Here is a 26133-nt window from a genome sequence, read left to right as displayed (position 1 = left end):
ATGGGTTACGGCTTATACGTGATCACCCTGGTGACCGGGCTTTCTTGCCACCATCGCCCTGCGGATTGACGATGCCTGCGAAGCCCGGTTGGGCTCGAAACATCTCCACAGGACTTGACGCCAGCGTCGGGGCGTCAGGCCCACACGACTTCGCCGTCCGCGCCCGTCCCGCCAGAGCTCTCGCCGGTCCTCATGCGTGCCGGCAAGTTCCAGCGAAGACGGTTTGCAGCGCCGCTCGTCCGCACGCCGGCCGATCGCTCACGGAGTTCATTCCGCCCTGCAATCCCTTGCGCGCCCGACGCTGTCGCGTCCATCGCATCCCACCGCGCGTTCGTGACGTGCGCAACGCCCCTCGTTCGGGCGGGACGGGCGAATCACTAAAGGTGATTTGCCCGACGTGTTAAGCGAAATATTTTTGTTTCGAGGGCTTGACTTTGATTTCTGATAAACCGAAGTGATTTGCCCGTCGGGTCCCGCCGCCGCTCTTCGAGCTATGGCGGGGCAGGCCCCCGGCCTCAGCGGCGCTGCAGCCGGAAGATTCCCCAGCCCGCGATCGCGGCCATCAACAGCGAGATCAGCACATTGTAGCCGGCCAGCGACAGGCCGAGAAAGCGCCACTGCACCTCGTCGCAGCGGATCACTTTTGTGGTCTCGAGCCGCTCCAGCAGGTTGCCGGCGCTGCCGAGATTGACCACCGGGCCGGAGCAATCGGTCGGCCCCTGCCAGAATTTCCATTCGACGCCGGCGTGATAGGCCCCGAGCCAGGCATTGCCGAGCGCGGCCGCGGCGAGAATGGCGAGCCCCGCCAGCAGCACCGAGCGCGGCGTATCCCTCGCCGCCGCGAACGCCAGCAGCGCGCCGAGCGGGATCGCGAGGTAATAGGCATAGCGCTGCTCGAGGCAGAGCGGACAGGGCCGGATGTCCAGCACCAGCTGAAAGAACCACGCCCCCGCCAGCGTCGCCGCGGCGATAGCCGTGATCGCCAGCGCGGCCGTCAATGCGGGATTGACCCGCGCGGGCGCATACGACTGGCTTGCGGTGGCATTCAGCGTCACGGTCGTCTCCTGTGCCAAAGCGTCGTATCCCGCAGCCGAGGCGCTGTCGAGACGAGGCGCGATCACAGGGGAGTGTTTTGGGCCCGCTGAATGGCTCTCGGCACGCCGTTCCGGACAACGAAGACGCTCGAAACCCGTTTCAAAACCAACGGGTTGACCCGCCCTCCCCGGCCGCTATATTCCGCCGGCTTCACGACCCCACGCCTTCCGGCCGGCGTCGCGAATGCCCCTGTGGCGGAATTGGTAGACGCGCTCGACTCAAAATCGAGTTCCGCAAGGAGTGCTGGTTCGATTCCGGCCAGGGGCACCAAGGGCTAATCCGCACGCGTCCGCCGATGTCCAACTTAGCCAGCAACGACGGGACAAAACGTCTGTTCGATGTTCGTGGACATCCGAGACTTTCCGTTGGTATCCGACGATTTTGTTGGTATTAGTGTTGGTATCCTAAGGGTGTGTTGGTATCGCCCTTTTCACGGGAACTAGCGATGCCGGCTCGAAGCGATATTGCCTTCCGTAACGCTAAGCCGCGCCAGAAACCGTTCAAATTATCGGATGGCGGCGGCCTCTATTTGTTGGTGCAGCCGAACGCTGCCAAACTGTGGCGGCTTGCTTACAGGTTTGACGGCAAGCAAAAGCTATTAGCCTTGGGACCGTATCCGGTAACATCTCTGTCCGAGGCACGCGCCAAGCGCGAGGCGGCAAAGAAGTTGCTTGCCCAAGGATCTGATCCGTCGGTTGAGCGCAAAGCCGAACGCGGCGCTGCTCGATTGTCCCGCCGCAACACTTTCGCAGCCGTGGCCGAGGAACTTTTCGACAAATGGAAGGCCGAAGGCGACGCGGCGGCGACGCTTAAAAAGAAAAAATGGTTGCTCGATTTTGCAAATGCTGAGCTCGGCAATCGCCCCATCGCTGAGATAAAGGCGCCAGAATTGCTGGACGCCCTTCGCAAGATCGAAAAACGCGGCCGTTACGAAACCGCCGGCCGGGTCCGCAGTACGGCGGGCGCGGTTTTCCGCTACGCGATCGCTACTGGCCGTGCAGAACGTGATCCGTCCGCGGATTTGCGCGGTGCTTTGATCACCCCGACCGTTACCCATCGTGCCACCATTGTTGAGCCCGGCCAGATCGGCGCGCTCTTGCGCGCCTTAGACGGCTTCGAGGGGCAACCTACCACCAAAATTGCGCTTCAGTTGGCACCACTCTTATTTGCACGTCCCGGCGAATTACGAACGGCCGAGTGGGCCGAGTTCAATATTCCCGAAGCGGTTTGGCGCATCCCAGCACGAAAGATGAAAATGCGCCGCGAGCATCGCGTCCCCCTTGCTCGACAGTCGTTAGCTCTCCTGCGCGAACTAATGGAAATAACCAGCAACTCAAAATTTCTCTTCCCTTCGGTTCGCTCGTGGCATCGGCCGATGAGCGAAAACACACTCAATGCGGCGCTGCGCCGGCTGGGCTACGACAAAACCGAAATGACGACGCACGGCTTCCGCTCGATGGCGTCGACGCGGCTCAATGAGACTGGAAAATGGAATCCGGACGCAATCGAGCGGCAACTTGCTCACCAGGAAGAAGACAAGGTTCGTGGAGCCTACACTCACGCCGCGGAATATTGGGCGGAGCGTGTCCGCATGATGACCGCGTGGGCCAACTATCTCGACGAGTTTCGCAACCTTGGTCGGGTTGTGTCGTTACGAGCCTAACAAGGTACCCCCCAGCGTTCGAGGGCCGACTTGGTCGCAAAAATCAAATTGAGGTCCAAAGTGGCGCCGATGGGCGTGGTCGCCGCCCAGCTCGGCCATGCCGACACCCGCATGACCGAGAAGCACTTCGCCCGTCTGGCGCCGAGCTACGGTGCACAGACGATCCGGTCGAATTTTCCGAATCTTGGCATTACCGAAGAAGCCAGCATCATCAAATTACGCGCGTAGCGGCCATCGGTAGCCGAAGACTTTCCTCTCCGCCCTCCAAGGACCGATAGCAGTGTCTCGAAAACCTAAAGGGCTTGCGAAAGACTCTTTCCAATTGATACCTTCAATCGGCTGGAGAGAAGCGCAGGCCGCCCGCCTAACGCAATTTGAACCTCATAATCTTGATGACATTGTCCAAGATGCAAGAGCAATCAACGCCGACACCGTTTTGAATTTGCGTCGCAAAAATGATCAGCAAATAGAGCAATTGCTGCGAGAAATGCACGTCGATCCGGAGCAGCCCGATGTTTGGAGAAAAGCATTTTTCTTGTTAGCGACAATTCATCATGGCGTGGGCGGCATATCGACAACGCCCAAGCGTCAAAAAAATAAAAACGCCGCCAAATGGACGGCTGAACAGCACCTCATATTCTATCAAATGATGCAGGTGCTGTTGCAGGAGGGACTGAGCGAGCGCGACGCCGTAAAAAGGATCGCAAATGACAAAGCGAGATGGGAGCGATTTCCGAACCAAGGACAGAATAGGCCCTCGTCGACCTCAGATGATGCCTCGAAACGCCAAGCGGCATTCTGGGCTCGTTGGGTCAAGATCATTAAGATGGCGCCGCCCCCTGGTAGCCTGCTGCGAGCAGTCGTCGGAGACTACCCGTTAAAGGGGACAAAAAAGCAGCAAGACAGCTGGATTACTGATTCGCTGAAGTCTGAACCACATGGACTGGTGAAAATCAAACCGGACTAGAGCCGCCTCGTTCGTTATTCACCATCTGGAGCTGTCTTCTCCGCACCTGGACGTCCATCCGGACGTGGTCGGAGACGAGACATGCAAAGCGAACGCCGAAAACTCACCCACTCGATTGACGATGTCACGAAGCTCACCGGCGTCGGCCGCAGCTTCATCGATGAAGAGATCAAGGCCGGCAATCTCAAAATGCGCAAAGCCGGTCGCCGCACCTTGATCTTTGATGCGGACCTCAACGCTTGGCTGGCGAGCCTCCCCTCCGTCAATTCGAAAATCACCAAATCCAGTAACTCCTAAAGATAACCCGGCGTGCGCTTCAGACGCAGCCGGGCGGATCGAGGCATCACTATGAACGTCCAACTCTACACCAAACAACCCGATCAATACAACCTCATCAGCGCCAACGATTTCGAGTCAGCGGCCGACCGTTATGCACGGCGCGTCAGCCATCAGTCCGGATTTTCCGTCGCTCACGTTCGCGCCGCACTGCTTGCGAACGCTGCCGTGAAGGAGCACTGAAATGATCAATTTTGCTCCCGACAACCCGATCGCGCGCCTCCTGGAAGCGCCCCCACTCCAGCAGATGGCTTTCCAGGCACTCAGCAGGGGGCGAAATCTCAACCAATCCGAGATCGATCGCTTTCGCGAGCACGGCGTCGTGGCAATCGATCTGTTCAGACCCTGGTCGACACAAGTCGACTGGGTCCTGTTCAACGGCGAGTACTTTGAATTCGCCGATGAAGGCGACGACCGCGGCGAGCAGGTCCTCACCATGGGCGTGATCAGCGACAATGGCCTTATCGATGCCGTCGCGTGGCACCCCGCCACACGACGCCTCGCGGTTTGGCTGGGCGTCGGGTTCGCTCTGGGTGAATACAAAATCCGCGATCATATGGAAAACAGTTCGACCGGCTTGCCTGTGTTCCGGTCACCGCTGGGTTGGCTGCGCGCTGGCTGCGAAGGGATCGTGATCGTCCGCAAAACTTTCGCGCATATCGTGCTCAAGAAAGTTCCGCTCCTGTTGGCGGAAGACGAGAGCCACCGGATCGAGTTGGTTGGGATGTTTCCGGTTGGCGGTGCCAGGCCACGCATCCTCGTGCGCTGCTCGGCAGACCCGGGCCCAGCACACAAGCTGGAGGCGGTGGCATGAACGGCGTCATCAAGGCCGAGTTCAGGGTCGAGCGCCCGCTGCCGCTGCTGCGCGCGTTGCCGCCGCCCGAGGCATTTCCCGTTGAGGCGTTGGGCGACGTGTTAGGCCCCGCCGCCGAAGCCATTCAGGACGCCGTGCAGTCTCCCTGGGCAATGTGCAGCCAGGCAGTTCTGGCCGCGGCGACGCTCGCAGTGCAGGGCATCGCGGATGTCGAGCTGCCGACCGGTCAGATCAAGCCGATCTCTAACTTCTTTCTGACGGTCGCTGGATCGGGCGAGCGCAAATCCGCCACCGACTCCCTCGCGCTTGCACCGATCCGCAAGCATGAAGAAATCCTGCGCGAAACGTACGACGCCGAGTTGCCCGGCTACAACAATGCGAAGGCCGCCTGGGACGCTGCGCGGAGGAAAGCGTGCAATTCACACAAAGGGGATTTCGCTGCCATCAAAGCGGCGCTGAACAATCTGGGACCGGAACCCGCAGCTCCGCTCTCCCCGCTGTTTACATGCCAGGAGCCCACCTTCGAGGGACTGTGCCGCGCCCTCGAGCACGGGCAACCCAGCATCGGCATCTTCGCCACCGAGGGCGGACAATTCATCGCTGGTCACGCGATGAGCGCCGAAAACAAACTGAAAACCGCCGCGGGACTTTCCTGTGTCTGGGACGGCGAGACGATCAAGCGGGTTCGCGTCGGCGACGGGGTTACAATTCTTACTGGGCGCCGGGTGTCGTTGCATTTGATGGTCCAGCCCGGCGTCGCGACGATCATGCTCGCTGACACCGAATTGGCCGATCAGGGGATGCTGTCCCGGTGTCTGGTCACCGCACCCGAGTCTCACTCCGGCCGCCGGTTCTTTCGCGAGCCCGCTCCCGAAACTAAGAATAAGCTGTTGGCATACGACCGCCGCCTGCACGATATTCTCCAGCGGCCGTTTCCGCTCGCAACCAACACTCGCAACGTTCTGGAACCACGGATCATACGACTGAGCGACGGCGCCACGAAGGTCTGGCGCACCTTCGCGGACCATGTCGAAGGTCAAATCGGCCCCGGTGGTGCCCTCGAACCGATTATCGGATTTGCCAACAAACTGCCCGAGCACGCGGCCCGGCTCGCCGTCGTGCTGACGTTGGTCGAGGACCCCACCGCCACCGAAGTCGCGCAGGAGTTTATGGCTCGCGGAATTGTTCTCGCGCAGCACTATTCGAGCGAAGCGCTTCGCCTTTTCCAAGGTGCCAAGATTGACCGCGAACTGCGCCTTGCCGCCCAGCTCCTCGACTGGCTCGTTTCGTGGGATGACCCCAACGTCTCGCTGCCCGACATTTATCAATCCGGCCCCAATGCCATCAGGGACCGGAAGACCGCTCTGCGCCTCGTGCGGATACTCGAAACGCACAGGAACTTGGTCAAACTGCCAGGCATCACGATTGTAAAGGGAGAACGCCGTCGCGACGCATGGCTGATCGTGCCGGAGGATCGCCCATGAGCCCGTATCGGAAATTCGACCCTTACGAAAATTTGGGCGCGGAGACGTCCGCTAAAGTCGCTAAAGTCGCTAAAGAAGACGCGGACAACATGGCTCGGTCGATTACTTTAGCAGGTTTAGCAACTTTAGCGGCACGGCCAGCGGAAAACGCTAATTCTTCTTTCCGCTCCATCGCCTCATTGCAATGTGAGGCAGACGAGGCCCGTCCACCACTTTCTGTAAACCAGCCGCTGACCGACATCCCAACCGACTGGACTTCCGGCTTGTTGGGCATCGCTGAAAAGACCTGCCCCATCACGATCGAACCGAAGCGATGGCTGCGACTCCAAGAGGATGCGAATCGCTTCGTTGCCTTGTGGGGCCGACAAGCCGCCGCGCTGGGCTGGTCGACCCTGGATATATTCGGCTGCCATCCGACGCATCCGGCGAATCGCTACGACAGCATGGGCCTGGTCTGGATGATTGCCGACGCAGAAGTCGTCGCCATGGGCACCGAGGTCGTCAACCTTCGCAAGGCTGCCGGCACCCTCAAAAGGTTTTGGAAATGTCCGGTCGCCCACGGACGCATTTTCGCATGGGACCTTTAGAATAGATTATGCCCGCGTAGTCTGTACGACGATCTGCCACCAGAACCCACGGTACGATTCAAATAGCGAAAGTAGCAAAAGTAGCGATGCCCAGGGGATCGAAACCAGGTGAGCGGCGCGGGGGTCGGCGGCGGGGCACTCCCAACAGGAGCACTGCTCTCAAAGAGGCCGCCCTGTCGGCGGCCTCCGTGGATCCGGCGACTACGCCGCTCCAGTTCCTGCTCGGCGTGATGCGGGACCCAACCGCCCCAACTGGGCTTCGAGTCCAGGTCGCCCGCGCCGCAGCGCCCTTGATGCATGAAAAGCCGAACATTGGCTCGCTAGGAGACCGCGCCGGCGACCATGGTAGTGGCGCAGGAACGCACGGGTTCATCGATCTCGCGGAAGCAAAGACATTTCGGGACATGGAACATCGTCTCGCAGCTCTCCTGAGAAAGCGACTCGGGCCAAGCGAGAATGGAGGCCCCCTGACAGCTGCCCAAATTGCGGAGGAAACCGAACTACGCGCTCTCATCAGCAAAAGGGCTGGGGAGTTTGTGTGTCCGCCGGGCTACGGACCAGGTGACGCAGCAAAAGATAGTAACCGACTACACCAACTAAACTGCAAACGCCTGTCGCCCCCCTCGTGTGGTGGCGGCAATCTAAAGGGCGCTGAAGACGAAGAAGAAGCGATCTTGACGGCAAAACTAGCTGCCTATCAGAAAAGTCCCGAGGGTAGCGACCGCCAACGATTGTTCAAATTGACGTTGCAGGAAATCGGCCAAGGCATCAGCGTTGCCGAACAAGACGAGCTGAATCGACTGAAGGCCAATTATCCGAAACATCTTCAGACAGCCCCCTAGCGAAGGGAACTCGCGTGTTGCATTCGAACTTTCGCGGTTCTTAGAAGGTTTAACCGGCTAAGGAGCAATCCAAAGCGTCGGTTGCCATCCCTACCAAGGGTTTCCGATGCGTCAGTTGAGCGGATGAACCTCAGTTGGCAAAGCCTGGCCTGTTCTCAGCCCACTGCGGAAGGCGATCCAATAAGTGCGGGATTGCGGCTTGCCGTGTGACACGCTCTTCGGCGTTGTTCCTATGCGTCGCAACGTATGACATCGCTTGCGACACGTCGTATTTGGTTGCGGCGTGTTCTGGACAACCGGGCACGCGGTTTAAGTATCGGATCGGCTTCTCAGTCGCGGCGCCCGCTGCAAATGGATCACCGATTTCGATGTCCTTGCCAGCATCGCAAATGTGGAAGACGCGAGCCGCGGCTTTCTTTCCCCAATCCTTCGACACATTATTATTGGCCCAAGTCGCTATGTCGGTGATGGCAACCTTCTGACCTTGCCACTTCTTCATCCTGCGGCGGTCGGCTTCGACCGCAATTAAAGCCGGCTGAATCCGACCGGGTATTGACGCCAAATCAAGTTGCTGGCCGTGGCGCTCGTTGATTTCGATTTTTGTCTCGCCGATGACAAGACCGTTTGAGCAAATAAATCGGTACCAGCCGAAAAGGATCATGAGGCATGACGATCCGTCGACGGAATTGAAGCATTCAAGCCTCAGATCCAAATTACTGCCATGTGCATCTATAAAGCTGTAGGAATCTGGAAAATAAATGCGGAAGTTCATCCATTCGCCTAGCTCCGACAATCCGACTTCGTAGCGCAGATCGTCCGGCTCAATGCCGGCAACCATGACTCCGCGGCGGCATAGGCCGGCGACGTCACGGTGAGGAGCGAGCGAATAAGTGTGGGAGACGATACCGACGGGCAAGGGACGCTCCGCTGCGGACAACGGTCTCCGCACGACCGTCTTCAGGAACGGATTAGGCGGCTCGTCGGGGCCAGCAGTAAACGGCTTCAAGTCGAACTCAGGTAGTACCGTTTGGATTGAAGCCCAGTCGCCAGCGTAATATTGAACGTGCCGAGCGCGCCAAGTCGCTTTTCCAGGCATGAGTGAAAGAGCGGTCATGGTTCTTCCTTGCGACTACTTCAAATAGAGCCCAAAGCGTTGATCCGTTGGTTTCCACGTACATACTATAGTTGGTAAACTTAAAATATGTAATCGTTTTCCCTTGTGCGCATGGATATGCGCAAGTTAGTCGCTCAGAACGTAAAGCGGATCCGGCTCGAAAGGGGCCTGACGCAGGAGCAATTCAGCGATGTCTCAGGGTTTAGCCAGCAGTATGTGAGCGGCCTTGAGACCGGGCGGCGTAATCCAACTATTGTGACGCTTTACGAATTGGCGAAAGCGCTGGGCGTCAGCCACCTGGATTTGCTCCAGCCACCTTCATCTCGAAGTAAGCGTCAATCGCAGCCGTAGGCCGAGCCATTGTTCATCGCGAATAGGGAAGGCCCGGCTCACGTCCGCTCTGTCCCGCACAACGGACTCGAGTCGGACATCGCGCCATGTCCGAAAAGTGCCTACTTAATCGCCGCAAACCACTTGCTCGGTATCTCGTCTGAGCCTGGCTCGTCCGGCACGTTGACCTGAACGCCAGATCCCTCTTGAACAGAGAATCTGCTACCGTTGCCACCTCGAACGCCGCAGCCTTCGATCCATACAAACCGCCGAGTTTAACAACGTCGCAGTAAATCGCCCACCCCATGGGCGCCTTGGTTTCTGTCTTGCGGGAAGGCCGGAAAAACACGAGTATCCATGCCAGATCGGGAGTCATCTGGAGAATCGCGGTCAAGGAATAAGAATGAAGCACGATCCCGTTGACGTCCTGATCATCGGCGCTGGTGCGTCCGGCGCCGCCGTGGCTTGGAGCCTTGCCGAAACCAAGATGCACATCCTCTGCCTCGACCAGGGCGGATGGATGAATCCTGCCGAATATCCTAGCACCGGCCGCGACTGGGAGGCGAAGTTCTACGGCGACTGGTCGACCAGCCCGAACGTCCGCGGCCGGCCCGAGGACTATCCGATCAACGACGACAACTCGCCGATCAAGGTCGTGAACTTCAACGGCGTTGGCGGCTCGACGGTGATGTATACCGCGCATTGGCCGCGGCTTCATCCAAGCGACTTCAAGGTGAAGACGCTCGACGGCGTCGCTGACGACTGGCCGATCGATTACGACGCGCTCACCCCGTTCTTCGAAGAGAACGACCGGATGATGGGCGTATCGGGCCTGTCGGGTGACCCGCTTTCGCCGCTGACGCACCCGCGGATGCCGCCGCAGCCGCTCGGACTCTCCGGCCCGCTTATCGGCAACGCCATGAACAAGCTCGGCTGGCACTGGTGGCCGTCGGACACCACGGTCGCGACGATGGATTATGAGGGCAGGGCGCGCTGCATCAATCTCGGCCATTGCACGCCAGCCTGCGCGCAGGGCGCGAAAGCCTCGACTGACATCACCTATTGGCCGCACGCGATCCGCGCGGGCGTCGAGGTCAAGACCCATTGCCGCGTGCGCGAAATCCTGACCAACGAGCACGGCATGGCCTCGGGCGTCGTCTACTACGACAAGGATGGTGTCGAACAATTCCAGCCGGCTGAGGTCGTCATCATCGCCTGCAATGGCGTTGGGACGCCGCGGCTGCTGCTGAATTCGGTCTCCGGCCGTTTCCCGAACGGGCTGGCCAATTCGTCCGGCCTGGTCGGCAAGAACCTGATGTTCCATCCCTATGCGCAGATCTACGGCTTCGTGAAGGAGCCGACCGACTCTAACCGCGCGCCGCCGACCTGTCTATGGAGCAAGGAGTTCTACGACACGGATGTCTCGCGCGGCTTCGTCCGCGGCTACGGCATCCAGTTCGGCCGCGGTGCCGGGCCAGTGTTCGAAGCGGTCGCGAGCGAGCAGAAGGGCATCTTGCCGTGGGGCGCGGACCATCACCGCGTGTTTCGCAAACTCAACGGCCATCGCCTCGCGGTCTCCGCGATCTGCGAGGATCTGCCTGAGGAGCACAACCGCGTCACGCTCGATCCAGTGCTGAAGGACAGCCACGGCATTGCTGCGCCGAAGATCGACTATACGATCAGCGAGAACAGCCGGAAGATGATGGATCATGGACTGGCGCGCGGCCGCGAGATTCTCGAAGCTGCGGGTGCGACCGACATCTGCATGAACAACCCGATTCCCTGGGGCGGTTGGCATCTGCTCGGCACGGCGCGGATGGGCACCGATCCCGCGCGCTCCGTGGTCAATGAATGGGGCCGCTCGCATGACGTGAAGAATCTCTTCATCGTTGACGGCAGCGTGTTCGTGACGTCAGGCGGCGTAAACCCGACCTCGACCATCCAGGCGATCGCGCTCTACGTCGCCGACCAGATGAAGCAACGCCTTGCCAACCTCTTCGATTGAGACCGCCATGTCCGCAGCAAATGAACTGACTTCCCTCCAACGCGACGATCTCCAAACCATCGCTGCGATGATCGTTCCCGCCAGCGACGAGTATAAGGTGCCCGGCGCGGACGATCCCGCGATCCAGGCCGACATGCTGGCGACGCTCAGCCGCGACGCCGCGCTGGTCACGCACGCGCTCGATCATCTCGCGCATCTCGCCGGCAAGCCTCTGGCCGAACTTGATACGGCCCAACGCGAGGCGATAGCAAACGAGTTCCGTGCCACCGGCGGCGCCGCCGCGGCGACACTCGTCCGCGTGGTACTGCAATGCTATTATCGCGACGACCGCGTGCTGAGCTCGCTCGGGCTGGAGCTTCGCGCGCCATTCCCCAAGGGCTACACGCTCGAGCAGGGCGACTGGGCGCTGCTCGATCCCGTCAAGGCACGCGCGGGGAATCTCAGGTGAGTTGTAGATGGCGACCTTCGTTGGCATCGTTCGAAGCCACGGCGATTCTGGATGCACGGCCGCGTCGACCCTCGACCAACTTATCGCCAGCGCGCGGAAGTCACACCTAGCGCACATCGAACACCTGGAATGTTAGCCGATGTCCGCTATGGAGCGCATAACGGACTCAAGTCGGACATTGCGCCATGTCCGAAAAGTGCCAATGAGCGACAGTCGTGGTTTTAGATTCCGACCTACCCATGGCCCTTCTCCAGCGGACGTTATCCAGCCCTACTCTGCCGCGTCCGAGCTTCGCCTAGTGGCATGGAAGTCAGCCAACCTGGCTTTCTCATCGGCAAGCAGTTGGCGGATTGTTGCGATCTTCTTGGCATCCGTTTCCGTGACCAAGAGGTTTTCAAAATGGGCGATGTTCGCCCTGAAGACGAAATCGGGCATAGCGACCTCGCTGGACTAGGCGCGAGCAATACCGGAACTCGCTGCACGAATAGCAGCCGAGACTAGGGCGGTGATGTGAGCAGTCTAAGTCTGGTGCGCGACATTCGTCAATTAGCCGATTCCGAATCAAAAAATCGCCAATGGGTCGGACGGACTGGAACCAGCTTGTTGGTAAGTCCGTGAAGCCATCCATCCTTGGTTCGACGGCATGGGAACACGAGGGGATGAAACTCTTCACCCTCAGTGACGCAAAGCTGGAGGTCTTCATCGAAGGGAGCCGTCTCTATTGGCTGCCAGTCTGCCATATGATGATCCCAGCGAGCGGGCGTTATCGCCGCCGCTGAAAAACAATACCTTCATGCAGCCAGGCATCGTTGACGTATATCAAGAAGCTTTGAGGTCCGTTCCGGGTCAAAGTTGCCCTGACACCCCGGAAACGTCACTTCCGTAAACCCCCGAGGAACAGACATCGTCAGCGTCGATCGGTATGTCTCAAGGGTGCCAACAGCGGAAATGAACCAGCTTATTCGATCACCCGGTCGGCGCGTGCGAGCAGCGTCGCGGGGATTTCGATACCGAGCTTTTTGGCCGTCTTGAGGTTGATGATCAGCTCAAGTCCCGTCGGCTGTTCAATGGGTAAATCGGCAGGGTTCGCTCCGTCCAGAATCCTCTTCACGTAATAGCCCGTGCGGCGAAGGCTTTTGTTCACCGATGCGCCATAGCTGACGAGGCCACCCGCTTCAACGATCAGATCGCTGCTTGAAAACAGCGGGAGACGATGCGCCGATGCGAGCGCGGTAATGCGATGTTTCAAGTCACCAATCCCGGGATCTCCTATGATCTGAAGTGCATCCAGGCGTTGCGCTCCAAGCTCCGCAAATAATGCATCAAGATCGTCGCGCGGTTTGAATGCAATGGGCAGCACCTTGACTCCGAAGGAAACTGCCTTTCCTCGGAGATTCTCCAACATGACCGGGTTGGTAGGATTGAGCGGGTTGAACAAAACACCGAGGACGCGCGCGTTGGGAACAATCTCCCGCAGGAATTCAAGCAGCTTGGGCGTTACGTCCTCATTCAAGTTCGCTGTGCCGGTGGTGTGGTTACCGGAACGAGCAAGACTCGCTACCAGACCAGCTCCGACCGGGTCATTCATAATAACCATGACGACGGGCATGTGTGGATCGAGGTGCTGCACCGCTCGTACCCCCGCGGGGGTGTTCGCCAGGATCATGCGCACGTTTAGCTGAGCCAGATCACGCGCGAACTCTGGAAAGCGACCATCGTCGCCTGCTGTGAAGCGCTGTTCGAGGGTGAAGTCGCGGCCCTGGATCAATCCGTGGTCGAGGAAGCCTTGGTTGAAGGCAACCGTCTGGGGATCCATGGGTGGCGGTGCCGCTGCCTGGCTGCCGAGAAACCCGATGACGGCTGGCGCCTTTTGCGCCCACGCCGCCTGCGGTCCGATAGCTGCCGCACCGCCAACGAGCCTGATGAATTCGCGTCGATCCATTTGCGTCCCAGGGGTTTTGCGCTAACACAGCCTAGCACTTTGCGTTAAGCAATGAACAGGGAACCACGTATCCGGGCGCGCTGCCGATACGTCCCATGTCCGGTTCGGGTCAATCGCGCCGGTTTGACCCCCTGACAGCCATTTCCGGTCTGCCCCTATGAACGGACGTCACCAGACCGGCCGGGTTGGTCCGGTTCGTGCCAATCGCTTCACTTCGCGCCGCAAAAAAGGGCGTTACTCGATCACCTCGTCGGCCTGCGCCAGCAGCGCTGACGGCACCGTGATGCCAAGCTGCTTCGCCGTTTTCAGGTTTAAGATGAGTGTGAACTTGTCGGCCTGCTCGATAGGCAGATCGCTTGCCGCGGATCACGCCCTGCAAACCCATGCCCCGCATCAGCCGCTCCACGGTGCAACGGGCAACGTCAAAGTGTCTTCCCTTCTGCAGCGCAGACTATTCATTTGAACAATTCCAGTTTCCGGTCCAACATCCCCAAGGATCAACGGATGATTGAGCCAATCAGGGGAAGCGCGATGGCAAATCTTACGATCAACGGCAAAGCTTTTGATCTCGACGTCGAGCCGGATACGCCGCTGCTATGGGCGATCCGCGAGAATGCCGGCCTGACCGGCACCAAATATGGATGCGGCATCGCACAATGCGGCGCCTGCACCGTCCACATCGACGGCGTCGCGATCCGCTCCTGCGGCGTGCCGGTCAGTGAAGCCGTCGGCAAGCAGATCACCACCATCGAGGGACTGGCGAGTGCGAATGGCGCACTGCACAAGGTGCAGCAGGCTTGGATCGCCAACGACGTGCCGCAATGCGGCTATTGCCAAACCGGGATGATCATGGCGGTGGCGGCGCTGCTCAAGGACAAGCCGAAGCCGACAGACGCGGACATCGACACGGCGATCACCAACATCTGTCGCTGTGGCACCTTCCAGCAGGTGCGCGAAGCCATCCATCAAGCGGCCACGGCCTGAGGGAGGGAACAGCCATGAATTACCTTTCGAAGATTTCGCGTCGCTCCTTCGTCATCGGCAGCGCGGCGGCCGGCGGCGGACTTGCCATCGGCTTCGACTTGCCGTTCGGCCCAAAGTCCGCGCAAGCGTCCGCGAGCGAGCCTGAACTTGGCGTCTGGGTCGTGGTCAAGCCGGACGATAGCGTCATCATCCGTATTGCGCGCTCGGAAATGGGCCAAGGCACCATCACCGGCCTCGCCCAACTGGTTGCCGAGGAACTGGAATGCGATTGGTCGAAGGTCTCGACCGAGTATCCGACTCCTGGCCAGAACGTCGCGCGCAAGCGCGCCTGGGGTTCGTATTCCACCGGCGGCAGTCGCGGTATCCGCGAATCGCATGAATATGTGCGTCAGGGCGGAGCGGCCGCGCGCATGATGCTGATCCAGGCGGCGGCGAACGAGTGGAAAATTCCGGTCGAACAATGCTCGGCTGCGAACAGCATCATTACCGGACCGGATGGCCGCAAGACAACATTCGGAAAGGTGACGGAAGCCGCATCGAAGCTGCCGGTGCCGGACAAGCCGAAGCTGAAAGATCCCAAGGACTGGAAGATCGCCGGCAAGCCGCTCAAGCGGCTCGACACCGCCGACAAGGTGACCGGCAAGCAGATCTACGGGAGCGATCTCAAACTCCCCGGAATGCTGAACGCGGCGATCAAGGAATGCCCGGTCTTCGGCGGCAAGGTGAAGAGTTTCGACGCCGCCAGGGTTGCCGGCATGAAGGGCGTGAAGAAGGTCGTGCAGGTCGGCAATACCGGCGTTGCCGTCGTGGCCGATACCTGGTGGCATGCCAAGACTGCGCTCGACGCGCTGCCGATAGTCTGGGACGAGGGACCCAACGCCAAGGTTTCAAGCAGTTCGATCGCCGACACTCTCAAGCAGGGGCTCGATGCCGAACAGGGGTTTGTCGGCAACAAGAGCGGCGACGCCAAGGCCGCCATTGCCTCCGCGGCGAAGAAGGTCGAGGCCGTCTATTCCTATCCCTACCAGAACCACGCTCCGATGGAGCCGATGAACGCCACCGCGCGTTACACGGCTGACAAGTGCGAAGTCTGGGTGCCGACGCAGGATGGCGAGGCGTCCTTCGCGGCGGTGCTGGCCGCATCGGGTCTGCCGGCCGACAAGTGCGAAGTCTACAAGATCAATCTCGGTGGCGGCTTCGGCCGGCGCGGCGCATTCCAGGACTATGTGCATCAGGCCGTTCTGATCGCCAAGGAAATGCCCGGCACGCCGATCAAGCTGTTGTGGTCGCGCGAAGAAGACATGGTGCAGGGCCGCTATCATCCGGTCATGCAATGCAAGCTGGTCGGCGCCTTCGACAAGGACAACAACCTGACTGGCATGCACATGCGGCTGTCCGGCCAGTCGATCCTGGCGGCGGTGCGACCGGCGATCGTCGAACAGCAGAAGGGACGCGATCCGCTGGCGTTCCAGGGAGTATTCGAATCCGGCGAACACGCTTTCGGCTACACCATCCCGAACCTGCTGATCGACCATGCAATGCATAACCCGCACGTCCCGCCCGGATTCTGGCGCGGCGTGAACATCAACCAGAATTGCATCTTCATGGAATGCTTCATGGACGAACTCGCCCATGCGGCCGGACAGGATGCGCTGGAGTTCCGCCGCAAGTTTCTCGGCAAGCATCCGAAGAACCTCGCGGTGCTCAACGCCGTGGCCGAAAAGATCGGCTGGGACAAGCCGGCACCGAAAGGTATCTATCGGGGCCTTGCGCATATGAAGGCGTTCGCGGCTTATGTGGCGGCAGCGGCCGAGATTTCCGTTACCGATGGCAACAAGATCAAGGTGCACCGCATCGTCGCGGCGACCGATCCGATCTATGCGGTCAACCCCGCACAGATCGACCGCCAGGTGGCCGGCTCGTTCGTTTATGGTCTGTCCGCGCTGTTCCTGCAGGAATGCACGGTCAAGGACGGCCGCATCGTCGAGACCAATTTCGACACCTACGATTCCATGCGGATCGCACAGATGCCGAAGGTCGAGTCGATCATCATGCCGAGCGGCGGCACCGATCCGTGGGGCGGCGTCGGTGAACCGACCATCTGCGTCGCGGCGCCGGCCGTGCTCAACGCCTACTTCAACGCGACAGGCAAGCGCATCCGTTCGATTCCGCTGAAGAATCACGGCATCACGATGGTGTAAGCCGTCGGTGCGGCGGCCCTCAGGGGCCGCCGCATTCTTTTGAGTCTGCGATTTCCAGAGCCCAATGCCATGAACGCACCGCGTTTTTTCGCCGCCGCTGCGTTTTTGCTGGCGCCAATGATCGGCGCAATGGCGGCAGCGCCCGAATCTCCGGCCGGTGCGAGTTCCTGTTCGGGCTGCCATCCGGCCAATACCGGCATCGATACACCCATCCCGCGGCTCAATGGTCGCAATGCAGCCGAGATCTCGGAACAAATGAAGACGTTCCGGGCCGGGCAGCGTAGCGCCACGGTCATGGGCCGCATCGCCAAGGGATTTTCCGACGACGAAATCGAGGCCATCGCGGCCTGGTATGCGGAGCAACGCTGAAGGTGACGCCGTGACCCCGAAGCACAGCCGACGGAACTTCCTCAAGCTGACCGTGGGTGGCGCGTCGGCATCGCTGCTGCCGCTGCCAGCCATCGCACAGGCCGCTCCGCGCGTTGTCGTGGTCGGCGGCGGCTTCGCCGGCGCCAGCACGGCACGCGCGCTCAGGAAAGCCGATCCGCGCATCGCGATCACGCTGGTTGAGACGAGCCGCATCTTCACGGCGTGCCCGTTCTCCAACGGGGTCATCGCCGGCTTGCGAGAGTTGCCGGCGCAACAGTTCGGATATGAGAGGATATCCGCCGGCGGCATTGCCGTCGTCTTCGCCTCGGCAACCGGAGTCGAGCCGCAAAAAAAGACCGTCGCGCTGAGCACGGGACAGCGTCTCGACTATGACAGGCTGGTGGTTGCGCCCGGCATCGATATCCGCTGGGACGGACTGCCCGGTTACGATGAAGCGGTGGCAGAGCAAATGCCGCATGCCTGGAAGGCTGGCGAGCAGACGCTGTTGCTGCGGCGCCAGCTCGAAGCGATGTCGGACGGCGGCACGGTCATCATTTCCGCCCCGGCCAACCCGTTCCGCTGCCCGCCCGGCCCCTACGAGCGGGCGAGCCTGATCGCCTACTACCTCAAGACGACAAAACCGAGGTCGAAGCTCATCGTGCTCGACGCCAAGGACCAGTTCTCCAAGCAGCGGCTGTTCCAGAACGCCTGGGCCGAACTCTATCCCAATCTCGAATGGGTCGGCCTCTCGAAGGGTGGAAAAGTCACGTCGGTTGACGTGACAGCCAGGACCCTGACGACCGATTTCGGAACGTACAAGGCTGACGTCGCGAACGTTATCCCGCCGCAGAAGGCCGGCCGGATTGCCGACCTGGCCGGTGTCACCGACCGCACCGGCTGGTGCCCGATCGATCCCGCCACGTTCGAATCCAGGCTCGTGCCCGGTATCCACGTCGTGGGCGACGCCGCGATCGCGGGCGGGATGCCGAAGTCGGCTTTCTCCGCCAATGCTCAAGCCAAGGCTTGCGCCTTCGCCGTCGCGGCGCTGCTCGCCGGTCGCAAGCCGGCTGAGCCGAAGCTGATCAATACCTGCTACAGCCTGGTCGCGCCCGACTACGGCATAACGGTCGCCGGCGTTTATCGCCCGGTGAATGGCATGCTGACCGACGTCGAGGGCGCCGGCGGCGTGAGCCCGACGGATGCGCCGCACTCCACGCGCGCGCTGGAAGCGAAGTTCGCCGATGGCTGGTTCAAGACGATTACGAACGAGGTCTTCGGTTGAAGGAGCGTGCGCATTTGGCCGCGCGTTGGCTGGTCATCCTTGCCCTTGGCGTGGCCTGTCGCGGCCTGGCGTCTGCGCAGGAACCGCTGCGGCCGTTCACCGTGCAGGGCGACGCGATCGTGGAATCACTGACGGACGCTAAAGGCGACCCGGAACGCGGTCGCGCAATCGTGACCAATCGCCAGGTAGGGCTGTGCCTGCTTTGTCATTCCGGCCCGTTCCCGGCGGAGAAGTTCCAGGGCACCCTTGCTCCGGACCTCAGGAACGCTGGCGCGCGCTGGTCGGAAGGACAGTTGCGGCTGCGGATGGTCGATGCCAGCCGGCTCAATGCGGACACGATCATGCCTCCATATTATCGTATCGTTGGCTTGCATCGCGTGGCGCCCCCCTTCCGTGATAGACCAGTGCTGACAGCGGAGCAGATTGAGGACGTCGTGGCGTTTCTTGCGACGATGCGGGATTGAAGCCATGGCCGAAGCGAAAAACTCGGGCGCGACGCGGAGAGATCTTTTCAAACTCGCCGGCGGGCTCGCCGCCGCCGGAGCAACGGTCGTGATCACTGTGCGCCCGGCCCGATCGACCCCTACCGAAATGCAGGCTGCGATCGCCAAGGTCGCTGGCAACGCCAGGATCCAGCCGGGAAGGGTCAAACTCGAGCTGCCGCCGCTGGTCGAGAACGGCAACACGGTCGCGTGTTCGGTTTCGGTCGAGAGCCCGATGACGTCGGCCGACCACTGCAAGGCGATCCACATCTTCAACGAGCACAACCCGCAGCCCAATGTCATCAGCGTCTATCTCGGCCCGCGCGCCGGCCGCGCCAGCATCTCGACCCGCATCCGGCTATCCGACACCCAGAAAGTGGTCGCGATCGGCGAGATGAACGACGGCTCGTTCTGGTCCGACACCGTCGAGGTCATCGTCACCCTCGGCGCCTGCCTGGAGGAAGTACGGATATGACCCGCGCACTCATCAACGTTCCATCCAGGGCCAGGCGCGGCGAGATCATCGCCATCAAGACGCTGATCTCACACGTGATGGAGACGGGCTTCCGTTACACGACGGCCGGGGAGCGAATTTCGCGCGACATCATTCATGGTTTCGTCGCCACCTACAACGGCGAGGAGATTTTCCGCGCCGAGCTTTTCCCCGCCTTATCGGCGAACCCGTTCATCACCTTTCATACTGTCGCGACCGAGAGCGGCACGATCGAGTTCAGGTGGACCGGCGACAACGGCTATGCGGCGACCGAATCCGCCAAGATAACGGTGGAATGAGGGCACCGTGCTGCGAACCACCTTCCTCGCCGCAGCAGTGGCCATTGCAGCCCCTGCGCTGTCCGCCGAAATCCCGCACGACCAGCGCCAGTCGAGTTACGAACTGATGAGTCCCGACACCAGGGCGATGCAGGACGAGGATACGTCCAATCCCGGCATGCTGTGGGTGCTCGAGGGCGAAGCCCTGTGGAAGCGCGAGACGGGCGAGGCAAACCGCTCCTGCGCCGACTGTCACGGCGATGCGACCCAAAGCATGAAGGGTGTGGCCGCGCGCCATCCGGCGTTCGACGAGAAGCGGCGTGAGCCGGTCGACCTGGAGGGCCGCATCAACATCTGCCGCACCGAACAGCAGAAGGCACCGGCCTCCGCGCGGGAAAGCCGGGATATCCTGGCACTCTCCGCCTTCATCGCGCGGCAGTCGCGCGGCATGCCGATCGAAAGCAGCGACGAGCGGCTGAGGCCGTTCATCGAGAAGGGCCGGTCGCTGTTCACGGCGCGCCAGGGACAGCTCAACCTCACTTGCGCGCAATGCCACGACGACAACTGGGGCCAGAAACTGGCGGGCATCCCCGTGCCGCAGGCGCACCCGACCGGCTACCCGCTCTATCGTCTCGAATGGCAGGCTCTCGGCTCGCTGCAGCGACGTCTGCGCAACTGCATGATCGGCATGCGCGCGGAGGCGTATGTCTACGGTGCGCCGGAATACATCGCACTGGAAACCTTCGTGAAGTGGCGCGCGCGCGGCATGCCCATGGAAAGCCCGGCGGTGCGGCCTTGACTTTATGAGGACAGGGTTGGCTTGCGCCGGACGGGAGCATCCCTGCGACTCCGAAATTCCCTCAGCGGGAGATTGCAGTCGATATCGAAGCCCAGCGTTCCTTGCGTTTCTGGCTCGAATGTTGGCAGGCCGGATGTCCAGATCGGGTCCGCTAGCGGAAGTACCGACGCGCGCTCCCATGCCGATTCACATTCAAGAAGGCATCAGGTCGTCCGTGCAAAAATCATGATTTATGCACAAAATCATTGACCCTTATAGAACGCGGGTTTATGTTGTGCATATTATATGTGCGAAATGGAGTGCGATATGGCGGTCTACGGTTACGCGCGGGTGAGCACCGACGGTCAGTCCTTGGCCGCCCAATTGGCCGAACTGAAAGCGGCGAAATGCGAGAAGATATTCCAGGAGAAAATTAGCGGTGCTCGGTCTGACCGCAAGCAGCTAACCCGCCTGATGGAGAATCTCGCAAGGGGGGACGTGCTGGTCGTCACCCGGCTTGATCGATTGGCGAGGTCTACTCGGGATCTCCTTAATCTGCTTGGGACGATCGCCGAGAGAGGGGCTGGGTTCAAGTCACTGAGAGATACTTGGGCAGACACAACGACGGCGCACGGTCGCTTGATGCTAACCGTTTTGGGCGGTCTCGCCGAATTCGAACGCGAACTGATCCGGACGCGGACCGGGGAAGGCCGAGAACGCGCAAAAGCTAGGGGCGTTATCCTCGGTCGCAAACCAAAGTTGACCAATCATCAGCGAAGAGAGGCTATTGCTCGTCGAGACGCGGGAGAAGTGCTGACTGACATAGCGCGGTCCTACAACGTCAGCCACAGCACTATCAGCAGACTCAACTGACACGATGGCAGTCCTTGGACTGCCTTGGTGGCGCCTATCGCGACCGTGGTGTCTTGGCGGCAGCGACCGCGGTAAGCCGGGTTGTCGCGCGCCTTCTCGATCATCCGTATCGAACGAGTCGACGTCGGGGACGGCGGCCAAGCTCTCATTGGTAACATTGAGCAGGCCGGGAAGAAAAAAGAATAAGGCAATCATCGTCAGCAAGCTTTACAAGATCGCTGCTCACTAGCTGCTTGGAGCCAGGCAGCGGCCTATGGAGTCCCGTATGAAGCACGACGCAGTGACTTGGCTCGACTTTCGAGCTGACGATCTTTCGCAAGCGCGCAATTTCATTCGATCGCTTCAAGAAGAAGGCGTTATCGACGAACTCGGTTTCCTCGCTCTTCTGGGACGCTTTTCTGATCTTTTGCATCCGGCGACCACCACGCTGATGCGATCCGCTCGATATTTCTACTTCGTCGCTGGAATTTATAGGCGGATCGAACTTGAAGGCGTTCACACGAGCCAGGTATCTCAACTCGCTCGACAGCGACAGGATGAGTTGAGGGACGTTCTCGCCGCCAAGGAAACCGTGGGGGTCATAGGTCGGGAAGCTGGGATTGACCTGAGGCAGTTCCCTTCACTTATCTACTGGAGCGGACTGCGCAAGCTTGGAATATTCACATCGAGCCTCTCTGAAAGCGCGTATCAGGAGCAGTTCGACGACATCCGGCGCAGTCATCGTGGCTATCAAGACGACGACAAGACAGCACAGGGGCCTGAGGGCGCCCAGTATTGGTGCGCCGATCTTCCGCCGGCAAGGTTCCTAAATTCGGAAGGGCTGGTGAAGTCCGGAGAGACATTCAAGCTCACGAAGGCGGAGGCCCTAGACCTGCACAAGCGGTTCACGTCGAGATTCCCCGATTCACTGTTGTCGCACATGCTCGCGCACCGCCTAGTTGGCATTCAGTGGCCATGGGACTGCCCGAAGGCCTCGCGGGAACTCCGTGTCTGGCTTGGGCACGCCAGAAATATGAGCCTTCTTGTTCGAGGAGCGACGCTCCAATACTACTCTCTCTTAATCGAAGAGCTCGACAAGCTGGGGATCCAGAGCGCGACGAACATTGTGCAACCGGTCTTCGAGCAATGGTGGGATGAGGCTAGGGACCCTCTGAAAAATTGGAGCACGAGCGAGTTCGTGACTGTGCCAACAGTGTCATCCGCATTGCGCCCAGGGAATCGAGGCGATAGGTGGTTCGACGAGTACGTGCGACAGCCGGAAGTCGCCGATCCCGAGAAGGAAGTCACCAAACGCCTAGAGACCTTCAAGCGCCTCCTGCACGCCGACCAGATTCGCGGCGAATACGACTCAAACACGAGGACTTTGCGGTTGCTCGAGCCGTCCACAGCCGGCGCTGAGGGATGGCCCGCTGGTATGTGCGCACAGATTGTTCCGCTGCTTCAGCGAGATCACGCGTCACGGGCGGACTACCGTCTAGTTTACGGCTCAGGCGCATTGTTCACAGGAATTGAACTCGAGGACGTCGCGGCATTTGCCTACATCGTCATCTCGAATGTGGACCACAAGGACATCGAGCTGCCATTCGTCATCCAGTTCGAGCTCAACCTAGGCGCTCGGGACGCGGACGACCGAGACAATGCTGTGAACGCCCGGCTTCTCGAGGGAGTTGATGCTCGCAGCCTGCTCCTGGACATTCTGGCCGGCCGGCCCGGCGGAACGTCACGCTCCTCGGGTAACCGGCAATACGGGAGTGGGCAGTCGGGTGAACCACTGCTCAGGCGAGCGACTATCGAGCGAATCCTTGAAGCGTGCACGGCTGATCCAAGTCGTACTCAAGAAGTCGAGGCCGTCTTGGCCGCTAGTGGAGATACCGCGAACATGAGCACATTCCGCGAATTCTGGGCAGTGTTCCGCAGTTCGCTCGAGGAGGAAAACGCCAGTGTCTAATGTGAAGCTCGCGGAGTTTCAGAGCGCGGCGGTTGAGACAATCTGCGAGCGATTGACCGACACCGGTGGATCGCGCCGTTTTCTTCTTGCTGATGAAGTAGGGCTGGGCAAGACGGTTGTTGCGCGCGGTGTGATCGAAGAGCTCATGCGCCGCCGCCGAGGCCGAGATTTGACCGTAGTCTATCTGTGTTCGAATTCCGAAATCGCTGACCAGAACCGGACGAAGTTAGCACCCAACGCACCTCCCTCCTTGCGAAGGATTACGCAACTGGCGTGGAGCGCCAAGAAAACCGACGACCTTCAGCTCTATTCATTCACACCCGGCACGTCGCTAACGGAGGGTACCGGACTGGCGTGGGAACGGCAGTTGCTGCTCTTCTTGACCTACCGCGTGCTCCGCCAGGACATTCGCAAAGGGAAATGGCGCGAATACTTCCGATGTGGTGCCGGAGAAGAACGCTGGAAGGCGACCACGCGGTTTAGCGTCCTGCGATTGGAATTCAATAGGAAGCTGCGTTCCGGTCTGCAGCAAAGGATTGCCGAGGAATGGCGGAAGCCGATCGAGGTGGAAGGTTCGACTCTGGTGTTATCTGACGTGTTGCGAAATGAGGTCGATCAATTTCAGCCGAATGATGCCGGGAGTAGGAAGCGCCGTAACCGTATTGTCGGGATTCTTCGCAGCGCTGCCCAACGCATTTTACTCGACGATCTTCAGCCTCATCTCGTCATACTCGATGAGGTCCAACGATTTAGGGAAGTAATCGAGGAGGCGGGCAGCAAGAAGTCCATCGCGGCGCGTCTCTTCGACCGCCGTCCTGGCGTCCTCATTCTTTCCGCTACGCCCTACCGCATGCTGGCCTTGGATCATGAAGGTCAGGGCCACTACGACGAGTTTTTGGACACCGTTCGGTTCCTTTTCGCGGATCAAGGCAAACAGGAAGTCGCGCGACTTCGGGGCGATCTCAAGGCGTTTCGAGAACGTCTTGAGGTAGGAGCGTTCCTGCAAGGTAACGACCCCGAATTGCTGGCGCTGCGGGCCCGTATTGAAAAACGCCTTCGCAAGGTGATCTGCAGGACCGAGCGGAACGCGTACATTCAAGACCCAACGAAAGGAATACAGGAAATACGGCCAACAGGAGATGCGTTTGCCGTACCGCAGAAAGAGGAAGTGGTCGATTACATCCGCCTGCGGAGGTTTCTGCTGGACAAGGTCGATACCTCCCAGCACATAACCGAGTACTGGAAGTCTTGCCCGGCACCGTTTACGTTCATGGATGCACAGTACGCCCCGATGACGGCGGCAAAGCGCAAGAAGGCCATTGTGCCTTTAGGTGTCGTGGAGCCGCCATCGAAGCTAGGCGGATTGGCACGACGGAACCTACGGTTCCGCGAGCTGTTTCGGGCAGTGTTTGGCACTCCTGGTACACAGTGGAAGTTCTTGTGGACGCGACCGACCTATACCTATTACCGCGACGAATTCTTCCAAGATGCGGATCCGACGAAGATGCTCATCTTCTCTGGTTGGCGTTTTGTGCCGAAGGCCATCGCCTTGCTGACGAGTCATGAAGCCGAACAACGGATTGCTCCACGTGGGCGGCTGTGGGACGGCGACGACCGGCCCCCGCTGCGCTTTACCGAAAAAGGCTCGTTCCATATCTTCGATGTCTGTCTGCCGTCTCCGGCGCTGGCCCGGCTCATTGAGCCTTCGGCCATCGCGGGCGACGACCTCACGGCCAAGGACCTGCTTAGGCGAACACGGAAGTCCCTGAAACAGGCGCTCATAGAAGCTGGCGTGGAGGTTGCCACCACGAGCCGATCGCCGATATGGCAAGTTGTAGCTCGTCTTGAACAACGCTCGGGTTCTTCCATACGCCGCGCTCTCGAGAAGAGCATCGCATACAACGGTGACGACATGACGGAGCGTTTCGCTGAGCATGTTGACACCTTTGCCAGCTGGATGGGCGAACAAGGAACGCTGCGAATCTCGGAAGAACGGCTGACGCACCTCGCGCGCATCGCTGCTTTCTCGCCAGCCGTCTCTTTACTGCGCGCGTTTTGGACGACTTTCCCCGATAACGCCGGCGAGGTTCATGAGAAGCTTATTGACTTGTGCTTCGGAGAACTCCGCAGTTACTTCAACAGACGAACAGTTCGTGCCATTGTCGAACGCACGGCGCAGGCGAGACGTGGATATGCGCGTGGCGCGATTGATTATTGCGAGCGCGCACATTTTCAGGCGGTTGCGGACGAGTACCTTTACGTTGGCAAGAACGTTCTGCAGCGGAACACCCAAGGCGAAATGGCGGAACATTTGGCTCGGGTATTGGGTGTTGGTACTGGAAGCCCCAAGATCAACCTAACCACGGATACGGGGCGCCTACGTACGGAGCAATTGGTCCGCCGCTCGCATTTCGCGCTCGCATTTGGCGAAGACGTCAAGGCCGACCAAGGGTCGCCGCTTGAGCAGTCTGGACCGAGCCGAAAGACCGCGGTGCGCGAGGCCTTCAACTCACCGTTCTGGCCATTCGTGCTCTCGACCACGTCCGTTGGGCAGGAGGGGCTTGATTTTCACCTCTTCTGTCGCGACATTGTTCATTGGAACCTCCCATCGAATCCGGTCGACCTCGAACAGAGAGAGGGCCGAATCAATCGACGCGATGGCCTTGCGGTTCGTCGGGCTGCCGGACGCCAGGCAGTGCGATCAACTGATCGCCATGAATCCGAAATTACCGTGACGGTGCACTCAATTGAGGCGTCGCGCGTTCGGACCTCACCGAGTCAATTGAGTGCATTGTCACCGTAATCAGTCAGGATTCTT

Annotated in this window: 28 protein-coding genes, 1 tRNA gene and 1 pseudogene; 24 read left to right on the top strand and 6 right to left on the bottom strand. The window is 60.0% G+C overall.

The features are described from left to right. Positions 1-515 precede the first annotated feature (515 nt). Positions 516-1049, bottom strand: a complete 534-nt coding sequence (locus tag Q7T45_RS09165; RefSeq protein WP_304869947.1) for a disulfide bond formation protein B — start codon at positions 1047-1049, stop codon at positions 516-518. A gap of 231 nt (positions 1050-1280) precedes the next feature. Between Q7T45_RS09165 and Q7T45_RS09160 the strand changes: the two genes are divergently transcribed. The 10 genes from Q7T45_RS09160 to Q7T45_RS09115 all read left to right on the top strand — a co-directional run bounded on the left by Q7T45_RS09160 (position 1281) and on the right by Q7T45_RS09115 (position 7788). Continuing rightward, positions 1281-1365: transfer RNA gene (locus Q7T45_RS09160), tRNA-Leu, on the top strand. A 175-nt stretch (positions 1366-1540) separates the two neighbouring features. Next, positions 1541-2758, top strand: a complete 1218-nt coding sequence (locus Q7T45_RS09155; protein WP_304869937.1) for an integrase arm-type DNA-binding domain-containing protein — start codon at positions 1541-1543, stop codon at positions 2756-2758. A gap of 30 nt (positions 2759-2788) precedes the next feature. Further along, positions 2789-2986, top strand: a complete 198-nt coding sequence (locus Q7T45_RS09150) for a hypothetical protein (protein WP_304869935.1) — start codon at positions 2789-2791, stop codon at positions 2984-2986. Between the two features lie 52 nt (positions 2987-3038). Continuing rightward, positions 3039-3725, top strand: a complete 687-nt coding sequence (locus Q7T45_RS09145; RefSeq protein WP_304869933.1) for a hypothetical protein — start codon at positions 3039-3041, stop codon at positions 3723-3725. Positions 3726-3806: 81 nt separating this feature from the next. Further along, positions 3807-4022: an AlpA family transcriptional regulator gene (locus Q7T45_RS09140; protein WP_304869930.1), complete on the top strand. Its 216-nt coding sequence runs from the start codon at positions 3807-3809 to the stop codon at positions 4020-4022. A gap of 51 nt (positions 4023-4073) precedes the next feature. Next, positions 4074-4244: a hypothetical protein gene (locus Q7T45_RS09135; RefSeq protein WP_304869928.1), complete on the top strand. Its 171-nt coding sequence runs from the start codon at positions 4074-4076 to the stop codon at positions 4242-4244. Position 4245: 1 nt separating this feature from the next. Beyond that, positions 4246-4875 carry a hypothetical protein gene (locus tag Q7T45_RS09130; RefSeq protein ID WP_304869926.1) on the top strand — a complete coding sequence of 210 codons (630 nt, stop codon included), beginning with the start codon at positions 4246-4248 and terminating at the stop codon, positions 4873-4875. Beyond that, positions 4872-6359, top strand: coding sequence for a YfjI family protein (locus Q7T45_RS09125; RefSeq protein WP_304869924.1), 1488 nt, complete (start codon positions 4872-4874; stop codon positions 6357-6359). The genes Q7T45_RS09130 and Q7T45_RS09125 overlap by 4 nt, the downstream gene beginning before the upstream one ends. Further along, a complete protein-coding gene (locus Q7T45_RS09120; RefSeq protein WP_304869922.1) occupies positions 6356-6946 on the top strand; it encodes a hypothetical protein in 591 nt (196 codons plus the stop codon). The genes Q7T45_RS09125 and Q7T45_RS09120 overlap by 4 nt, the downstream gene beginning before the upstream one ends. A 293-nt stretch (positions 6947-7239) precedes the next feature. Then, positions 7240-7788, top strand: coding sequence for a hypothetical protein (locus Q7T45_RS09115; protein ID WP_304869920.1), 549 nt, complete (start codon positions 7240-7242; stop codon positions 7786-7788). Positions 7789-7918: 130 nt separating this feature from the next. Here the strand turns inward: Q7T45_RS09115 and Q7T45_RS09110 are convergent, their stop codons facing one another. Continuing rightward, entirely contained in the window at positions 7919-8902 is a 984-nt protein-coding gene (locus Q7T45_RS09110; protein WP_304869918.1) for a DUF932 domain-containing protein, read from the bottom strand. A 111-nt stretch (positions 8903-9013) separates the two neighbouring features. Between Q7T45_RS09110 and Q7T45_RS09105 the strand changes: the two genes are divergently transcribed. From Q7T45_RS09105 to Q7T45_RS09095, 3 genes are all read left to right on the top strand, one after another. Further along, entirely contained in the window at positions 9014-9253 is a 240-nt protein-coding gene (locus tag Q7T45_RS09105) for a helix-turn-helix domain-containing protein (RefSeq protein WP_304869916.1), read from the top strand. 382 nt (positions 9254-9635) lie between these two features. After that, positions 9636-11237, top strand: a complete 1602-nt coding sequence (locus Q7T45_RS09100; protein ID WP_304869914.1) for a GMC family oxidoreductase — start codon at positions 9636-9638, stop codon at positions 11235-11237. Positions 11238-11244: 7 nt separating this feature from the next. Further along, positions 11245-11685, top strand: coding sequence for a hypothetical protein (locus tag Q7T45_RS09095; RefSeq protein WP_304869912.1), 441 nt, complete (start codon positions 11245-11247; stop codon positions 11683-11685). A 270-nt stretch (positions 11686-11955) separates the two neighbouring features. Here Q7T45_RS09095 and Q7T45_RS09090 read toward each other — a convergent pair whose 3' ends face one another. The 4 genes and pseudogenes from Q7T45_RS09090 to Q7T45_RS29030 form a co-directional block, all read right to left on the bottom strand. Continuing rightward, positions 11956-12120: a hypothetical protein gene (locus Q7T45_RS09090; protein ID WP_304869910.1), complete on the bottom strand. Its 165-nt coding sequence runs from the start codon at positions 12118-12120 to the stop codon at positions 11956-11958. A gap of 523 nt (positions 12121-12643) precedes the next feature. Further along, entirely contained in the window at positions 12644-13627 is a 984-nt protein-coding gene (locus Q7T45_RS09085) for an ABC transporter substrate-binding protein (RefSeq protein WP_304869909.1), read from the bottom strand. A gap of 234 nt (positions 13628-13861) precedes the next feature. Next, a complete protein-coding gene (locus Q7T45_RS09080) occupies positions 13862-13936 on the bottom strand; it encodes a hypothetical protein (protein ID WP_304869945.1) in 75 nt (24 codons plus the stop codon). Between the two features lie 46 nt (positions 13937-13982). Next, a pseudogene (locus Q7T45_RS29030) lies at positions 13983-14054 on the bottom strand (IS3 family transposase); the annotation flags it as partial. 104 nt (positions 14055-14158) lie between these two features. On the opposite strand from Q7T45_RS29030, the gene Q7T45_RS09075 reads away from it, so the two are divergent. The 11 genes from Q7T45_RS09075 to Q7T45_RS09025 all read left to right on the top strand — a co-directional run bounded on the left by Q7T45_RS09075 (position 14159) and on the right by Q7T45_RS09025 (position 26118). Next, complete coding sequence (locus tag Q7T45_RS09075; RefSeq protein WP_304869908.1) at positions 14159-14611, top strand: (2Fe-2S)-binding protein; 453 nt, start codon at positions 14159-14161, stop codon at positions 14609-14611. Positions 14612-14625: 14 nt separating this feature from the next. After that, a complete protein-coding gene (locus Q7T45_RS09070) occupies positions 14626-16812 on the top strand; it encodes a xanthine dehydrogenase family protein molybdopterin-binding subunit (RefSeq protein ID WP_304869907.1) in 2187 nt (728 codons plus the stop codon). A gap of 69 nt (positions 16813-16881) precedes the next feature. Then, positions 16882-17181 (top strand): c-type cytochrome, encoded by a 300-nt coding sequence (locus Q7T45_RS09065; RefSeq protein ID WP_304869904.1) that lies wholly within the window; start codon positions 16882-16884, stop codon positions 17179-17181. Positions 17182-17191: 10 nt separating this feature from the next. After that, positions 17192-18463, top strand: coding sequence for an FCSD flavin-binding domain-containing protein (locus Q7T45_RS09060; protein WP_370691247.1), 1272 nt, complete (start codon positions 17192-17194; stop codon positions 18461-18463). Further along, positions 18460-18927, top strand: a complete 468-nt coding sequence (soxX, locus tag Q7T45_RS09055; RefSeq protein WP_304869902.1) for a sulfur oxidation c-type cytochrome SoxX — start codon at positions 18460-18462, stop codon at positions 18925-18927. Before Q7T45_RS09060 ends, soxX begins: the two co-directional genes overlap by 4 nt. Before the next feature lie 4 nt (positions 18928-18931). Next, entirely contained in the window at positions 18932-19420 is a 489-nt protein-coding gene (locus Q7T45_RS09050; RefSeq protein WP_304869900.1) for a SoxY-related AACIE arm protein, read from the top strand. Beyond that, positions 19417-19737: a thiosulfate oxidation carrier complex protein SoxZ gene (gene soxZ, locus Q7T45_RS09045; RefSeq protein ID WP_304869898.1), complete on the top strand. Its 321-nt coding sequence runs from the start codon at positions 19417-19419 to the stop codon at positions 19735-19737. The genes Q7T45_RS09050 and soxZ overlap by 4 nt, the downstream gene beginning before the upstream one ends. Positions 19738-19744: 7 nt before the next feature. Continuing rightward, the gene (soxA, locus tag Q7T45_RS09040; protein ID WP_304869896.1) at positions 19745-20515 is read left to right on the top strand and encodes a sulfur oxidation c-type cytochrome SoxA; all 771 of its coding nucleotides are present in this window, start codon (positions 19745-19747) and stop codon (positions 20513-20515) included. Positions 20516-20821: 306 nt separating this feature from the next. Next, complete coding sequence (locus tag Q7T45_RS09035; protein ID WP_304869894.1) at positions 20822-21367, top strand: recombinase family protein; 546 nt, start codon at positions 20822-20824, stop codon at positions 21365-21367. 265 nt (positions 21368-21632) lie between these two features. After that, entirely contained in the window at positions 21633-23315 is a 1683-nt protein-coding gene (locus tag Q7T45_RS09030) for a DUF6361 family protein (protein ID WP_304869891.1), read from the top strand. Further along, a complete protein-coding gene (locus Q7T45_RS09025) occupies positions 23308-26118 on the top strand; it encodes a DEAD/DEAH box helicase family protein (RefSeq protein ID WP_304869889.1) in 2811 nt (936 codons plus the stop codon). The genes Q7T45_RS09030 and Q7T45_RS09025 overlap by 8 nt, the downstream gene beginning before the upstream one ends. Positions 26119-26133: the final 15 nt, after the last annotated feature.

The sequence above is a fragment of the Bradyrhizobium sp. genome (genome assembly GCF_030646015.1).
Classification (GTDB): Bacteria; Pseudomonadota; Alphaproteobacteria; order Rhizobiales; family Xanthobacteraceae; genus Bradyrhizobium.
This window is presented reverse-complemented; position numbering and strand designations above follow the sequence as displayed.

Coding starts and splice junctions, on each gene's coding strand:
- soxZ (WP_304869898.1), top strand. CDS start 19,417: ATGACCCGCGCACTCATCAACGTTCCATCCAGGGCCAGGCGCGGCGAG.
- Q7T45_RS09030 (WP_304869891.1), top strand. CDS start 21,633: ATGAAGCACGACGCAGTGACTTGGCTCGACTTTCGAGCTGACGATCTT.
- Q7T45_RS09110 (WP_304869918.1), bottom strand. CDS start 8,902: ATGACCGCTCTTTCACTCATGCCTGGAAAAGCGACTTGGCGCGCTCGG.
- Q7T45_RS09035 (WP_304869894.1), top strand. CDS start 20,822: ATGGCGGTCTACGGTTACGCGCGGGTGAGCACCGACGGTCAGTCCTTG.
- Q7T45_RS09135 (WP_304869928.1), top strand. CDS start 4,074: ATGAACGTCCAACTCTACACCAAACAACCCGATCAATACAACCTCATC.
- Q7T45_RS09140 (WP_304869930.1), top strand. CDS start 3,807: ATGCAAAGCGAACGCCGAAAACTCACCCACTCGATTGACGATGTCACG.
- Q7T45_RS09065 (WP_304869904.1), top strand. CDS start 16,882: ATGAACGCACCGCGTTTTTTCGCCGCCGCTGCGTTTTTGCTGGCGCCA.
- Q7T45_RS09100 (WP_304869914.1), top strand. CDS start 9,636: ATGAAGCACGATCCCGTTGACGTCCTGATCATCGGCGCTGGTGCGTCC.
- Q7T45_RS09105 (WP_304869916.1), top strand. CDS start 9,014: ATGGATATGCGCAAGTTAGTCGCTCAGAACGTAAAGCGGATCCGGCTC.
- Q7T45_RS09090 (WP_304869910.1), bottom strand. CDS start 12,120: ATGCCCGATTTCGTCTTCAGGGCGAACATCGCCCATTTTGAAAACCTC.
- Q7T45_RS09125 (WP_304869924.1), top strand. CDS start 4,872: ATGAACGGCGTCATCAAGGCCGAGTTCAGGGTCGAGCGCCCGCTGCCG.
- Q7T45_RS09130 (WP_304869926.1), top strand. CDS start 4,246: ATGATCAATTTTGCTCCCGACAACCCGATCGCGCGCCTCCTGGAAGCG.
- Q7T45_RS09095 (WP_304869912.1), top strand. CDS start 11,245: ATGTCCGCAGCAAATGAACTGACTTCCCTCCAACGCGACGATCTCCAA.
- Q7T45_RS09050 (WP_304869900.1), top strand. CDS start 18,932: ATGGCCGAAGCGAAAAACTCGGGCGCGACGCGGAGAGATCTTTTCAAA.
- Q7T45_RS09075 (WP_304869908.1), top strand. CDS start 14,159: ATGGCAAATCTTACGATCAACGGCAAAGCTTTTGATCTCGACGTCGAG.
- Q7T45_RS09120 (WP_304869922.1), top strand. CDS start 6,356: ATGAGCCCGTATCGGAAATTCGACCCTTACGAAAATTTGGGCGCGGAG.
- Q7T45_RS09070 (WP_304869907.1), top strand. CDS start 14,626: ATGAATTACCTTTCGAAGATTTCGCGTCGCTCCTTCGTCATCGGCAGC.
- Q7T45_RS09155 (WP_304869937.1), top strand. CDS start 1,541: ATGCCGGCTCGAAGCGATATTGCCTTCCGTAACGCTAAGCCGCGCCAG.
- Q7T45_RS09085 (WP_304869909.1), bottom strand. CDS start 13,627: ATGGATCGACGCGAATTCATCAGGCTCGTTGGCGGTGCGGCAGCTATC.
- Q7T45_RS09115 (WP_304869920.1), top strand. CDS start 7,240: ATGCATGAAAAGCCGAACATTGGCTCGCTAGGAGACCGCGCCGGCGAC.